Genomic DNA, 12,608 nt, shown 5'->3' with positions numbered 1-12,608 from the left:
GGAGGAGGTGTGCGCGGGGCAGGCTCGCTTCCTACGTCATGTCCGCCGGTAAGGCGTACGTCGCATAGGGGCGCGGCACAGCGGCTTCGCTTCGGGGCGCGATGCTCAGGGGTGGTGCGGGGGCCCTCAGAAGGCGCACATTCGACACATACAACGAGCACCGGGCGTCGTGATCGCCTCGGTCGCAAGGGTGCGGCTGCTCGTCGTGGTCATGTGGACCAGTAAAACACGCGTGCGTCGGCGCCCCGCCACCGTTGTCCGCTATACGGACAGCCGGTGGACAGGTGCGGACGTCGCGGGGCGGGTGCTCAGCCCTCGACGGTGATCTCCACGCCACCCTCGGTGGCCTGTGCGGACACGGCCGAGAGGTCCTTCACGACGACGTCTCCGGAGAGCTCGCCGACGGTGTGCGTTGTGGCCAACGCCACGGTGGTCATGCCGGCCGCGCGGCCCGCCGTGAGACCCGCCGGTGCGTCCTCGAAGACCACGCAGCGCGCCGGGTCGACGCCCAGCTTCGCCGCCGCGAGCAGGAAGGGCTCCGGGTCGGGCTTGCCGCGCGTGATGTCGTCGGCGGCGATCAGCATCGCGGGGTCGATGCCGACCTCCGCGAGCCGGGCCTCGGCCAGGCGCCGCCCGGCGGAGGTCACCACGGCCCAGCGCTCGGGCGGCAGGGACGCGAGCAGCTCACGGGTGCCGGGCAGCAGCACGACGCCGCCGGCGACGTCCGAGACCTCAAGATCCTCGATGCGGGCGACGGCCTCGGCCACGCGCTCGGCGGGCAGCATGTCGGCGATGATCTCGGCCGCGGGGCGGCCGTGCAGCTCGACCCGCTCGAACTCCTCGGCGGTGATCCCGTACTCCTGCGCCAAGCGCCTCCAGCAGCGGTACACCGACTCCATCGAGGAGATCAGGGTGCCGTCGTTGTCGAACAGGAGCGCTTCAGCGTGGATCTTCATGGTGTCCGAGCGTACGGGGCACCCCAGGGGTGCGCGCATCGGGTCATAGGGCCCGTAATAAAGTCACGGCATGCTTGTTGCCCTGACGATCGCGACCGCCGTGGCCGCGCTCGTGCTCGCCGCGTGGTGCGGCTTCGCCGCCTACCGGGACCAGCCGACCAAGGACTGGCACTTCATCGGCATGGCCGTGGTGACGTTCCTCGCCACGGTCCAGCTGATCGTCGGCATCGTTCAGCTGGCGCGGGGCGAGAAGGCCGAGCAGGGCACGACGATCTTCGTGGCGTACTTGATCGGCTCCTTCGCCTGCATCCCGGCCGCGGGCTTCATGTCCCTGGCCGAGCGCACCCGTTGGGGCTCCATCACGGTCGCCGCGGGCGGCGTGGTCCTCGCCGTGCTGCAGGTGCGGCTCTACGACATCTGGGGAGGCTGAGGTGACGGTGACAGAGCCCGAGAAGCACTCCGCGGACGCGGCGCCCGCCCGGCAGAGGCTGATCAGCGGGCCCGGCATCCTGCTGGTGTGGCTGTACGGGGTGATGGTGGTCGGCGCGGTCTCGCGCTCCGCCGTGCAGATCTCGACGGACTTCCACAAGGCCCCGCTCGCCTACACGCTGTCCGCGCTCGCGGGTCTCGTCTACGGCTTCATCACGTACTCGCTGGTGCGGGGCGGCGAGAAGGCCCGCAAGGCGGCGCTGGTGTGCTGCGCCGCCGAGCTGGTGGGCGTCTTGGCGGTGGGGACCTGGACGCTCGTGGAGCCCTCCGCCTTCCCCGACGCCACGGTGTGGTCGGACTTCGGGATGGGCTATCTGTTCATCCCGGTGATCCTGCCGCTCACCGCGATCTTCTGGCTGAACAAGGCGCGCAGGGCGGCGCGCTAGACCCTGGCCGCGTACGCCCCCGCGGTCGCCTCCTTGGCGAGGGTGATGCGCGTGAGCCGTTCGTTCACGTGCTGCGTCTTCACCGCCGCGTAGCCGTGCTTGCGGTAGAGCTGAAGGTTCTGCTCGCTGCGATGGCCGCTGGAGAGCTGGAAGCACTTGGCGGTGCCGCCCGCGCCCAGGCGCCCCTCTATCGCGTCCAGGAGCCGGCCGCCCAGGCCGTGCCGCTGCATCCTGGGGTGGACGATCAGCTTGTCGATCCGCGCCGTGCCGTCGGCGTCGACCGTGCCGCGCACGGACGCGACGACCTCGTCGCCGAGGCGGGCCACCAGCACGTTGCCGGAGGTCAGTTCGGCCTTGATGGAGTCGAGGGTCTGTGTGAGCGGCTCGATGGAGTAGTCGCCGTACAGCTCGGCCTCGCTCTGGTAGCACAGGTACTGCAGTTTGAGGATCTTCTCGGCGTCCTGTCCGCCCGCCTCCGAGATGGTCACGCTCATGCCCATGTGTGCATGCCTCCCGCTCACCTGCTCCGCCGGTTGTCTATCGCTCCTTTCCCCGCGGTTCAGGAGCTGCAACCTCCGCCGCGAGCATTCTGCGCAGGCATCCCAGGCAACGGGAACGTTCAGGCCCCAGACTGCCCTGTGACATTCCCAACTCGCCTGCGATCTCCCGGTAGGTGAGGTCCTTGGGGGAGAGCAGTGCCGCCATGAGACCGGGGCAGCGTCCGGGCAGCCTGCGCACCGCCGCGTGCAGGGTGCGCTCACGGTCGGCCCGCAGGGCGCGCTGTTCGGGGCCGCGCTCGGTGTCGTCGGCCGGCTCGGTCGCGTACGCCACCTCGCGCTCCTCCCGGCGCCGGGCGCCGCGCGCCTCGGAGGCGACGGCGGCGCGCAGCCAGGTGGCCGGGTCGGCTGGTGGGTCGGCGACGTCCATGCGTTCCAACAGGCGCAGCCAGACGGCCTGTTCGAGGTCACCGGGGTCGGTGCCGGAGCCGTGGGCCGCGGCGGAGGCCTCGGCGGCGAGGAGCGGACGCAGGGTGGGGATCAGCTCGTGGGTCATGCAGGGCGGGACGCGACCGCCCCGGCAGGAGGTTGCCGGGGCGGCCGTCTGTCACCCCAACCGGGGCGGGACGATCACTTGTTGACGAAGTCCGCGCGGGCGAGCAGCGCGGTGTCGCAGTTGTCCGAGAAGATGCCGTCGATGCCCGTCTCGAAGTACGCCTTGAAGGCGCCGAAGGCGTCTCCGTAGGCGGCCGGGTCGGTGCCCTTCCTGAAGTTCGTGGGCAGGAAGGTGTTCTCGTTGCGCATCGTGTACGGGTGCAGGATCAGGCCCGCCCTGTGCGCGTCCTTCACGAGGGTGGTCGGGGTGCCGAGGCTGCCGTCCGCCTTCCTCGGGATGATCAGGTCGAGCGTGGGGCCGATGCCCTGCGCGAACGAGGCCATCCACTCCAGGCCCTCGGGCTTGATGAGGTCGGCGACCGTGCGCGGGTCGCCCGCCTCGACGAAGTCCCAGGGGCGGGAGCTCGCGCTGGACAGGAGCACCACGAGCGGCGGGCCGACCAGCTTGTTCAGGCGCTGGATGCTGCTGGGCTCGAAGGACTGAAGGAAGTTCGGCGAGTTCTTCTTGTGCCGTCCGTACTTGCGAAGGAGCTTGGCCAGCGGCTCCTCCAGGCCCAGGCCCAGCTTGCGGAAGTACGTGGGGTGCTTGGTCTCGATGTGCAGCCAGATCCGCTTGCCCGTCCTGCGCTCCTGCCGGTCGGCCCACTGGAAGACCTCTTCCAGGGTGGGCACGTCCCAGCGGCCGTCGTAGAGGGTGTTGCGCTGGCGGGTGCCGGGGATGCGCTCCTTGGCGCGCAGCGTCTTCAGCTCGGCGAGCGTGAAGTCCTCGGTGAACCAGCCGGTGAACGAGGTGCCGTCCACGGACTTGGTGGTCTTGCGGGACGCGAACTCCGGGTGCGCGGCGACGTCCGTCGTCGCGGTGATGTCGTTCTCGTGACGGCATACGAGATGGCCGTCCTTGGTGGGCACGACGTCCTGCTCGATGACGTGCGCGCCCATGTCGAGGGCGAGCTGGTACGAACCGAGCGTGTGCTCGGGCCGGTAGCCGCTGGTGCCGCGGTGCGCGACGACGGTCGGCACGGGCAGGTCCTTGTATCCCCCGTGCCCGTGCTTCCCGTCGGCTCTCGCCACGCCGGGCAGTCCTACGACGGCTGTGCCCGCCCCTAGTACGGCCGCTCCCAGTAGCGCGCGCCGCCCCGGTCGCCGCTCCCCCGGCTCCCCCGGCTTCGAATCCCTCGACTGCTGCGTGGCCATTGAGCGCTCCTCCCGATGTGCTGCCTTGCACCTGACAAAGCGGCACGATCGTAGGTGGCCGCGCGTGACGGACGGGAGACCCTGGACCGAACGGAAGGGTGACGCCGGATGGCGACTGGTGTGCGGGGCGGGGTCCGTTCGGTGGGTCCTGGCGCACGGAGGCGGCCCGCTGCACGGTGGCAGCGCGTGACCACCGCGCGTGACAAGGACCACTAGGACGAGCCACATCCTCCCCACGGAGATACGGTCGTCACAGGGAGGGCGATCCGAGGGCAACACCACGCAAACTCAGGTCAACTCTGCGTATCGAGTGCGTGAACCCGATGTGCGAGGAGCGGTAAGCCACGAGTATCGTCCTCACCTGCACATACTCGTCGTTGACCCGTTGACACCGGAGGGCTCGTTGTCCCGTCTCGCGCTCATCAAGGCTGTGCTCGGACCGATCTTGCGTCTGATGTTCCGCCCTCGGGTGGAAGGCGCCGAGAACATTCCGGGCACCGGTCCGGTCATCATGGCCGGAAACCACCTCACGTTCATCGACTCGATGATCATGCCTCTCGTCTGCCCGCGTCCGGTCTTCTTCATCGGCAAGGACGAGTACGTCACGGGCAAGGGGCTCAAGGGCCGCCTGATGGCCTGGTTCTTCACCGGCTCCGGCATGATCCCCGTGGACCGCGACGGCGGCCACGGCGGCGTCGCCGCCCTGATGACCGGGCGGCGCGTCCTGGAGGAGGGCAAGCTCTTCGGCATCTACCCCGAAGGCACCCGCTCCCCCGACGGCCGCCTGTACCGCGGCCGCACGGGCATCGCCCGGCTGACCCTGATGACCGGCGCGCCCGTCGTCCCCTTCGCGATGATCGGCACGGACAAGCTCCAGCCCGGCGGCAAGGGGCTGCCGCGCCCGGGCCGCGTGACGGTGCGGTTCGGTGAGCCGATGGAGTTCTCGCGGTACGAGGGCATGGACCGCGACCGCTATGTGCTGCGGGCGGTGACGGACTCCGTGATGACGGAGGTCATGCAGCTCTCCGGGCAGGAGTACGTGGACATGTACGCCACGAAGGCGAAGGCGGCGTAGCCCTCCGGGCTCGGGTCGCGCAAGCCTGAACGCCCGCGCCGCGCCAGAGTTCCCCTCCGGCGCGGTGCGGGCGTTCGCGTTTCTGCCTTCAGCTGCGGGCCGTATGTGGCTGGTCGCGCGGTTCCCCGCGCCCCTTACGGGGCTTTTCGCCGTCCTCCAGCCTTGAGCCCTTCAGGAGGAACCACGCCGCCACCGCGGTGGCGAGCAGCACCCCCGCGCCCACGCCCGCCGCCAGGCGCAGGCCGTCGACGAAGGCGTCCTGGGCCGAGGCCAGCAGGGCCTGGGACTCGTGGGCCGGGAGGCCGGCCGTCGACTCCACCGCGCCGCCCAGTGACTCGTGCGCGGCCGCCGCGATCTCCGGTGGGGTGCCCGCCGGGGCGGTGAAGTCGCGGTAGACGCCGGTCACGATGGAGCCGAGCAGGGCGATGCCGAGTGCCGCGCCCAGTTCGTACGCCGTCTCGGAGACAGCGGACGCGGCGCCCGCCTGCTCCTTGGGCACGCTGGAGAGGATGACGTCGGCGGTCACCGTGAACGAGAAGCCCGCGCCGATGCCGACGACCAGGAGCGAGGCGCCGAGCAGCGGATACCCGGTGGACTGGCTCAGCGTGGTCAGCGCCGCGAGGGCCACGCCCACCGCGGCGAGGCCGCCCGCGACCACCAGGCGCACGGAGAACCGCCGCGCGACCATGCCCGCGATCAGACCGGCCGCCACCGCGCCCACCGCGGCGGGCAGTTCGGCCAGGCCCGCCTCGAACGGCCGCCGCCCCTGGACCAGTTGCAGGAACTGGGAGAGGAAGAAGACCAGGCCCGAGAGCCCGAGGACCGTGAGGAGGTCGGCGAGCACCGCCCCGGAGAACCCGCGGTTGCGGAACAGGCGCATGTCCAGGAGGGGCGCCTTGAGGGTGAGCTGGCGCCGTACGAACCAGGTGAGGGCCGCCACGCCGAGCAGGGCCGCCGCCCCGATGTCCCAGCGGATGCCGTGCGCCGCCGCCTCCTTGATGGCGTACACGATGGCGATCATGCCGATGAGCGAGAGCACGACGCTGATCAGGTCCCACGGACCGGGCGCCGGGTTCTTGGACTCGGGCAGGAACTTGATGCCGACGACGACCAGGACCGCCATCACCGGCAGGTTGATCAGGAAGACGGAGCCCCACCAGAAGTGCTCGAGCAGGAAACCGCCGACGACCGGACCCACGGCCGCGCCGGCCGAGGCCATCGCGCCCCAGATGCCGACCGCGAGGCTGCGCTCGCGCGGGTCGTGGAAGATGTTCCGGATCAGCGCGAGGGTGGACGGCATCAGCGTCGCACCCGCGACACCGAGCAGCGCCCGGGCCAGCATGAGCATTTCGGGCGTGGTCGCGTAGGCGTTGAGCACCGAGACGCCGCCGAAGGCGACGGCGCCGATCAGCAGCAGCTTCTTGCGGCCGATGCGGTCACCGAGGCTGCCCATGGAGACGAGCAGACCGGCGATGACGAACGAGTACACGTCGCCGATCCACAGCAGCTGGGTGCCGGTGGGCTTGAGGTCCTCGCTGATGTACGGCGTGGCCAGGCCGAGCACCGTCGCGTCCACGGCGACGAGCAGCACGGCCAGGACCAGCACGGCGAGCGCGAGCCAGCGGCCGGGGCTGCGCTCGACCTCCGCCGACGCGGTCCGCTGTTCGATGCTGGTCATGGTTCCACTCTCCGTTGTGCGCCGCCGATCAGCAGCTCGGCGATCATGTGTGTGAAGTCGTTGGCGGCCACGCGGCCGTCCAGTACGGCCCAGGCGCCCGCGCCGATGAGGCCGTACAGCGCCTCTGTCAGCCAGACGGGGCTCAGGTCGATGCGGAACTCGCCGCTCTCCTGGCCGCGTCGGAAGAGCGCGCCGATGCTGTCGTCGAGCCGGGACCAGCCCTCGTGCTGCGCGTCGTCCTCGAAGAGCTGGTTCTCGGTGACGAGGAACGCGAGCAGGCCCGCGGCCGGCTGGAGCTCCTTCACCAGGCGGCGCAGCGCCTCCTCGGCGCTGTCCTCGCCGAGCCTGGCCGCGTCGAGGGCGGCCTCGCACTCCTGGATGCCGAGCTCTTCCAGGGCGCGTACGAGGGCGTCGCGCCCGGCGAAGTGGCGGTGCAGGGTGGCCCGGCTGATCCCCGCCGCGCGCGCCACCTCGTCCATCGTGGCGGAGCCCTTGCGCGTGAGGAGCGCCGCGGCGCTGCGCAGCACCTGATCGCGATCGACTGACATGAGACAACCATAAGCCATGTGAGACATATTTGTCTCACAATGAAGGCGCGGTGATCACCAAGGGCGCGTCCGGCGGGGTGCTCAGTGCCAGGGCAGTTGTCCGCGCCGTCCCCAGTACGCGGCGGGCTCCTCCACCAGTCCCGCGAGCCGCTCCAGCTGCCCCGCGTCGAGATCGACGGCCGCCGCGTGCAGGTTCGAGACGAGCTGGACCGAGGTTGCGGCCCCGGAGAGCACCACGCCCGCCCAGGGCTGGCGCAGGACCAGGGCGAGGGCCACGGCGTCGCTGCCGAACCCGGACGCGGCGGCGATCTCACGCAGGGCCGCGGGGGCGTGCGGGTCGGCGAGCCGGCCGTTGGCCATGGCCTCCTTGACCAGGACGGTGAGCCCCGCCTCATGGGCCTCCGCGAGCGCGGGGCCCGCCGAGGTCTCCAGGGCGTTGTACGTGGCCTGCACCGTACGGAAGAGCGGCTCGCCGTCGACGGTCACGGCGAGGGCCGCGCGGATCGCGGCCGCCTGCTCCGGGCCGCTGACGGAGAGCCCGACGGTCACACCCTGGGCCGCCAACTCGGCCAGTTTCGCCTGGAGTTCCTTGTCGGTGAGGGCGGGGCTCTCCGGCGTCACGGAGTGGATCTGGTAGAGGTCGAGCCGCTCGCCGAGCAGCTGGGCGCTCTCCTCGCGCTGACGGACGTACGCGGCGAGGCTGTGGTCCTTGACCTCGTGCGGGCCCGCGGCGTCGGCGTTCCAGGCGGCCGTGTACGTGTAGCCCCACTTGCTGCCGATCACGACGTCCCTGATGTCGGGCCTGGCGTTCAGCCAGTCGGCGAGGAACTCCTCGGAGCGGCCGTAGGAGCGCGCCACGTCGATGTACCGGACGCCCAGCGTGTAGGCGGCGTCCAGGAGTTCGAGGGTGCGCTCGCGCAGGGCCTCGACACTGCGGGACGGCGGCAGATCGGTGTCGCGGCCGAGCGTGATGTAGCCGGGCCTGCCGACGGCGGCGAGGCCGAAGCCGATGTGGGCGGTGGGGGTGGTCGCTGCGGCCAGGCGCGAGAAGGGCATCGCGGGCTCCGTTCGGTCGGCTCCTTGCGGAAGAACGACCAACGTAACCCGCGATGCCCACGTCAACGCGGCACGCGCTGTCCCGGCGTCACTTACGCGCCGCGGCCCACTTCTACTTGCGCGCCGCGGCCCACTCCTGCTGGATGGCCAGGTCGGCCTTGACCTCGGCGAGCTGGGCGGCGACGGCCGAGGGGGCGGTGCCGCCGCGGCCGTTGCGCGATGCCAGGGCGCCGGGGACGTTCAGGACGGTGCGGACCTCGGGGGTGAGGTGCTCGGAGATCTTGGCGAACTGCTCGTCCGTGAGCTGGTCGAGCTCGATGCCGTGCGCCTCGCACTCCTTGACGCACTCACCCGCGACCTCGTGCGCGACACGGAACGGCACGCCCTGCTTGACCAGCCACTCGGCGATGTCCGTGGCGAGCGAGAACCCGGCGGGGGCCAGCTCCTCCATGCGCTCGCGGTGCACGGTGAGCGTCGCCATCATGCCGGTGAAGGCGGGGAGCAGGACCTCCAGCTGCTCGCAGGAGTCGAAGACCGGCTCCTTGTCCTCCTGGAGGTCGCGGTTGTACGCGAGCGGCAGCGCCTTGAGCGTCGCCATCAGGCCGGTCAGGTTGCCGATGAGGCGGCCCGACTTGCCGCGCGCCAGCTCGGCGATGTCCGGGTTCTTCTTCTGCGGCATGATCGACGAGCCGGTCGAGAAGGCGTCGTGGAGCGTGACGAAGGAGAACTCCTTCGTGTTCCACAGGATGATCTCCTCGGCGATCCGGGAGAGGTTCACGCCGATCATCGCGGTGATGAAGGCGAACTCCGCCGCGAAGTCCCGCGACGCCGTCCCGTCGATGGAGTTGGCCGCCGAGCCGTGCTCGAAGCCGAGGTCCGCGGCGACGGCCTCGGGGTCGAGGCCGAGAGAGGACCCCGCGAGCGCGCCCGAGCCGTACGGCGACACGGCCGTGCGCTCGTCCCACTGCCGCAGGCGCTCCGCGTCCCGGGAGAGGGGCTGGACGTGCGCGAGGACGTGGTGCGCGAAGAGCACGGGCTGGGCGTGCTGCAGGTGCGTGCGCCCCGGCATGGCGACGTCCGGGTGCGCCTCGGCGAGGCCGACGAGCGCGGCCTGGAGGTCGGCGATCAGACCGCCGATGATCCGGGCGTGGTCCCGCAGGTACATCCGGAAGAGCGTCGCCACCTGGTCGTTGCGCGACCGGCCGGCGCGCAGCTTGCCGCCGAGGTCCGGGCCGAGCCGCTCCAGGAGGCCGCGCTCCAGGGCGGTGTGCACGTCCTCGTCGGCGATGGTGCCGACGAAGTCGCCCGACGCCACATCGGTCTCGAGCTGGTCGAGCCCGGCCAGCATGCGGGTCAGCTCGTCCTCGGTGAGGAGCCCCGCCTTGTGGAGCACGCGCGCGTGGGCGCGGGAACCGGCGATGTCGTACGGCGCCAGGCACCAGTCGAAGTGGACCGATGCCGACAGCTTGGCCAGGGCCTCTGCCGGGCCGTCCGCGAACCGCCCGCCCCAGAGCCGGACGTCACCGCCGTTGTTGCTGCTCACTTCACGTGCTCCTTAACCTGCATTCGCCGTTATGCATGAGTATGCAGTGGTCCGTATGTTTCGTCAATCCAACCAGGAGGTGAGACGCCATCCCCAAGTCGTTAGACAGTCAAAGCTTTTCTGGGAATAATCCTTAGACATGGGAAAGACTTACGAACGCATAGACGGCAGACTCCGCAAGTTCATCGAAGCCCAGCCCCTCTTCTTCACCGCGACCGCGCCCCTCTCCGGCGACGGCACGGTCAATCTCTCCCCCAAGGGCCTCACCGGCTCGTTCGCCGTCGTGGACGAACACACTGTGGCCTATCTGGACTTCGCGGGCAGCACCTCGGAGACCGTCGCGCACCTGCGTGAGAACGGCCGCATCACCCTGATGTGGTGCGCCTTCCAGGGCCCGCCGAACATCGTCCGGGTGCACGGCCGCGGCGAACCCGTCTTCCGCGACGACCCGCGCTGGGCGGAGCTGCTCGGGCACTTCCCCGGCATCGACCCGACCCCGCACGGCCTGCGCGCGATCATCGTCGTGACGGCCGAACTCGTCCGTGACAGCTGCGGATACGCGGTGCCGTTCATGTCGTACGACGACGATCGCGATCTGCACGGCAAGCGCTTCGCGCGCGAGGACGACGCCTCGCTCAGCGCCTACTTCACCAAGAAGGAGTACATCGCACAGAGCATCGACGGCCTGCCCGGGCTGCCGCTGCCCTTGCCTCCCACTACGGTCTGAGCCATGCGCCCCCGTGCCGCCGCCCTCGCGTCCGCAGCCGCCCTCCTCCTCGCCGCCACCGCAACCCTGGGTGCCGCGCCCGGCGCGAGCCGACCGCTGCCGGACCGCATGGCGGACACGGGCGGCGGAACCCAGCTCATCACCGCCCAGGCCGCGCGCACCGGCTCCACCACCGGCACGGTCACGTGGTGGGACCGGCGCGGCGGGCGGTGGGTGAAGTCCGGGACCGCGGCGGCGCGGTTCGGCGCGAACGGCCTGACGGAGGGCGGCTCGCGCAAGCAGGGGACGAACACGACGCCCACCGGTCTCTTCCGCCTGCCGTACGCCTTCGGCATCAAGTCCGCGCCGTCCGGCACGGACTACCCGTACCGCCGTGTCACGAAGGACTCCTGGTGGTGCCAGGACAACGACTCGCGCTCCTACAACCGCTGGACCCAGCCGCGCCCCGCCGACTGCCGCGCCGCCGAGTCTGAGCACCTCATCACGTACGACGCCCAGTACGCGCATGCCCTGGTGATCGGCTTCAACTACGACCGCCCGGTGCGCGGACGCGGCGCGGGGATCTTCCTGCACGTCGACGGACGCGGGGCGACGGCGGGTTGCGTGTCCGTGCCGGGCGATGCGATGCGGCGGATCCTGCGGTGGGCCGAGCAGGGGCGGCGGCCGCACATGGCGATCGGTACGGCTTCGGGGGCCACCGCCATCACGCGGTACTGAACGATCCCCGCCCCCCGGGCAGCTTCGTGTAGCGACCACATATCGAGACGGGTTTGCGTCCCCGCCGCGTGGCGGCGTTGCATCGCCGGGTGCAAACCGAACAGACGATCCCCAGCTCAACGGAGAGCGGCGACAAGGCCGCCCGCCTCGCCGTCACGGTCTTCCCCGTCCTCGTGCTCGCCGCGGGCGCGCTCGGCCTGATGACCCCGGACACCTTCAAGGACTGGGGCACGAACGTCCCGTACCTCCTGGGGCTCGTGATGTTCTGCATGGGGCTCACCATGACCCCGCTCGACTTCCAGGGCGTCGTCAAGCGGCCCTGGGCCGTCGCGCTCGGCCTGGTCGCGCACTACGTGATCATGCCGGGGCTCGGCTGGCTCATCGCCCACGCGCTCGGGCTCTCGCCCCAGCTGGCGGCCGGCGTGATCCTCGTCGGCTGCGCGCCGAGCGGGACCGCGTCCAACGTCGTGACCTATCTGGCGCGCGGTGACGTGGCCCTGTCCGTCTCGGTGGCCACCGTCTCGACCGTCCTCGCGCCGCTCATCACGCCGCCGCTGACGCTGCTCCTGGCGGGCGAGTACCTGCCGGTGGACGCGGGCTCGATGGTCACGGACATCCTCAAGACCGTGCTGCTCCCGGTCCTCGCCGGTCTCGTCGTACGGCTGCTCTTGGGGCGCTACATCGGACGGGTCCTCAGCGCCCTGCCGTGGCTGTCCGCCCTGACCATCGCCGTCATCGTGGCCGTCGTGGTCGCGGGCAGCGCCGCGGCCATCAAGTCGGCCGCCCTGCTCGTGTTCGTCGCCGTCGTGCTGCACAACGGCCTGGGCCTCGCGCTCGGCTACGGCGCGGGCAAGCTGGCCCGCCTGGGTCCGCCGGCCTCGCGCGCCATGGCCTTCGAGGTCGGCATGCAGAACTCGGGGCTCGCCGCGTCGCTGGCCACCGCGCACTTCAGCCCGCTGGCGGCGCTGCCCGCCGCCGTGTTCTCCGTGTGGCACAACGTGTCGGGGGCGCTGGTCGCCGCCTGGATGTCGCACCGGGCGCGGCGGACGGAGAAGGCCGAGCGGACCGAGCAGGCCGAGGCCGCCCAGCAGGCCTGACGGGTACGCATCCGCAAAGAATCTTCCGGC

General features: G+C 70.9%; 14 protein-coding genes. 6 read left to right on the top strand and 8 right to left on the bottom strand.

Annotated elements, in window-relative coordinates:
* Positions 1–308: 308 nt before the first annotated feature.
* Positions 309–956: an HAD family hydrolase gene (locus tag ACZ6ZP_RS30370; protein ID WP_383818199.1), complete on the bottom strand. Its 648-nt coding sequence runs from the start codon at positions 954–956 to the stop codon at positions 309–311.
* 70 nt (positions 957–1,026) lie between these two features.
* Here ACZ6ZP_RS30370 and ACZ6ZP_RS30365 point away from each other — a divergent pair, with 70 nt between their 5' ends.
* Both ACZ6ZP_RS30365 and ACZ6ZP_RS30360 read left to right on the top strand, forming a co-directional pair.
* Positions 1,027–1,386 (top strand): hypothetical protein, encoded by a 360-nt coding sequence (locus ACZ6ZP_RS30365; protein WP_351164890.1) that lies wholly within the window; start codon positions 1,027–1,029, stop codon positions 1,384–1,386.
* A 1-nt stretch (position 1,387) separates the two neighbouring features.
* Positions 1,388–1,831: a hypothetical protein gene (locus ACZ6ZP_RS30360; protein WP_351164892.1), complete on the top strand. Its 444-nt coding sequence runs from the start codon at positions 1,388–1,390 to the stop codon at positions 1,829–1,831.
* On the opposite strand, the gene ACZ6ZP_RS30355 is transcribed toward ACZ6ZP_RS30360, so the two are convergent.
* The 3 genes from ACZ6ZP_RS30355 to ACZ6ZP_RS30345 form a co-directional block, all read right to left on the bottom strand.
* Positions 1,828–2,331 carry a GNAT family N-acetyltransferase gene (locus ACZ6ZP_RS30355; RefSeq protein ID WP_351164894.1) on the bottom strand — a complete coding sequence of 168 codons (504 nt, stop codon included), beginning with the start codon at positions 2,329–2,331 and terminating at the stop codon, positions 1,828–1,830. The two genes, ACZ6ZP_RS30360 and ACZ6ZP_RS30355, sit on opposite strands and share 4 nt — an antisense overlap.
* A 37-nt stretch (positions 2,332–2,368) precedes the next feature.
* Positions 2,369–2,884, bottom strand: a complete 516-nt coding sequence (locus ACZ6ZP_RS30350) for a sigma-70 family RNA polymerase sigma factor (protein ID WP_361463229.1) — start codon at positions 2,882–2,884, stop codon at positions 2,369–2,371.
* 74 nt (positions 2,885–2,958) lie between these two features.
* Positions 2,959–4,137, bottom strand: coding sequence for a glycerophosphodiester phosphodiesterase (locus ACZ6ZP_RS30345; protein ID WP_351164898.1), 1,179 nt, complete (start codon positions 4,135–4,137; stop codon positions 2,959–2,961).
* Between the two features lie 385 nt (positions 4,138–4,522).
* On the opposite strand from ACZ6ZP_RS30345, the gene ACZ6ZP_RS30340 reads away from it, so the two are divergent.
* The gene (locus ACZ6ZP_RS30340; RefSeq protein WP_383818196.1) at positions 4,523–5,212 is read left to right on the top strand and encodes a lysophospholipid acyltransferase family protein; all 690 of its coding nucleotides are present in this window, start codon (positions 4,523–4,525) and stop codon (positions 5,210–5,212) included.
* 88 nt (positions 5,213–5,300) lie between these two features.
* Here ACZ6ZP_RS30340 and ACZ6ZP_RS30335 read toward each other — a convergent pair whose 3' ends face one another.
* The 4 genes from ACZ6ZP_RS30335 to argH all read right to left on the bottom strand — a co-directional run bounded on the left by ACZ6ZP_RS30335 (position 5,301) and on the right by argH (position 10,037).
* Positions 5,301–6,890 (bottom strand): MFS transporter, encoded by a 1,590-nt coding sequence (locus ACZ6ZP_RS30335; protein WP_351164899.1) that lies wholly within the window; start codon positions 6,888–6,890, stop codon positions 5,301–5,303.
* Positions 6,887–7,438, bottom strand: a complete 552-nt coding sequence (locus tag ACZ6ZP_RS30330; RefSeq protein WP_351164900.1) for a TetR/AcrR family transcriptional regulator — start codon at positions 7,436–7,438, stop codon at positions 6,887–6,889. Before ACZ6ZP_RS30330 ends, ACZ6ZP_RS30335 begins: the two co-directional genes overlap by 4 nt.
* Before the next feature lie 81 nt (positions 7,439–7,519).
* Positions 7,520–8,494 carry an aldo/keto reductase gene (locus tag ACZ6ZP_RS30325; RefSeq protein ID WP_469409074.1) on the bottom strand — a complete coding sequence of 325 codons (975 nt, stop codon included), beginning with the start codon at positions 8,492–8,494 and terminating at the stop codon, positions 7,520–7,522.
* Between the two features lie 112 nt (positions 8,495–8,606).
* Positions 8,607–10,037: an argininosuccinate lyase gene (gene argH / locus ACZ6ZP_RS30320; protein WP_469409072.1), complete on the bottom strand. Its 1,431-nt coding sequence runs from the start codon at positions 10,035–10,037 to the stop codon at positions 8,607–8,609.
* Positions 10,038–10,176: 139 nt separating this feature from the next.
* On the opposite strand from argH, the gene ACZ6ZP_RS30315 reads away from it, so the two are divergent.
* From ACZ6ZP_RS30315 to ACZ6ZP_RS30305, 3 genes are all read left to right on the top strand, one after another.
* On the top strand, positions 10,177–10,764 hold the full coding sequence (locus ACZ6ZP_RS30315; RefSeq protein WP_351164904.1) for a pyridoxamine 5'-phosphate oxidase family protein: 588 nt from the start codon (positions 10,177–10,179) through the stop codon (positions 10,762–10,764).
* Between the two features lie 3 nt (positions 10,765–10,767).
* A complete protein-coding gene (locus ACZ6ZP_RS30310; protein WP_383818192.1) occupies positions 10,768–11,481 on the top strand; it encodes a L,D-transpeptidase family protein in 714 nt (237 codons plus the stop codon).
* A gap of 89 nt (positions 11,482–11,570) precedes the next feature.
* Positions 11,571–12,578, top strand: a complete 1,008-nt coding sequence (locus tag ACZ6ZP_RS30305; RefSeq protein ID WP_469409070.1) for a bile acid:sodium symporter family protein — start codon at positions 11,571–11,573, stop codon at positions 12,576–12,578.
* Positions 12,579–12,608: the final 30 nt, after the last annotated feature.

It is taken from the genome of Streptomyces sp. NPDC054047 (assembly GCF_055585065.1).
This window is presented reverse-complemented; position numbering and strand designations above follow the sequence as displayed.

Coding starts and splice junctions, on each gene's coding strand:
- ACZ6ZP_RS30325 (WP_469409074.1), bottom strand. CDS start 8,494: ATGCCCTTCTCGCGCCTGGCCGCAGCGACCACCCCCACCGCCCACATC.
- ACZ6ZP_RS30315 (WP_351164904.1), top strand. CDS start 10,177: ATGGGAAAGACTTACGAACGCATAGACGGCAGACTCCGCAAGTTCATC.
- ACZ6ZP_RS30310 (WP_383818192.1), top strand. CDS start 10,768: ATGCGCCCCCGTGCCGCCGCCCTCGCGTCCGCAGCCGCCCTCCTCCTC.
- ACZ6ZP_RS30365 (WP_351164890.1), top strand. CDS start 1,027: ATGCTTGTTGCCCTGACGATCGCGACCGCCGTGGCCGCGCTCGTGCTC.
- ACZ6ZP_RS30350 (WP_361463229.1), bottom strand. CDS start 2,884: ATGACCCACGAGCTGATCCCCACCCTGCGTCCGCTCCTCGCCGCCGAG.
- ACZ6ZP_RS30335 (WP_351164899.1), bottom strand. CDS start 6,890: ATGACCAGCATCGAACAGCGGACCGCGTCGGCGGAGGTCGAGCGCAGC.
- ACZ6ZP_RS30355 (WP_351164894.1), bottom strand. CDS start 2,331: ATGGGCATGAGCGTGACCATCTCGGAGGCGGGCGGACAGGACGCCGAG.
- ACZ6ZP_RS30330 (WP_351164900.1), bottom strand. CDS start 7,438: ATGTCAGTCGATCGCGATCAGGTGCTGCGCAGCGCCGCGGCGCTCCTC.
- ACZ6ZP_RS30370 (WP_383818199.1), bottom strand. CDS start 956: ATGAAGATCCACGCTGAAGCGCTCCTGTTCGACAACGACGGCACCCTG.
- ACZ6ZP_RS30345 (WP_351164898.1), bottom strand. CDS start 4,137: ATGGCCACGCAGCAGTCGAGGGATTCGAAGCCGGGGGAGCCGGGGGAG.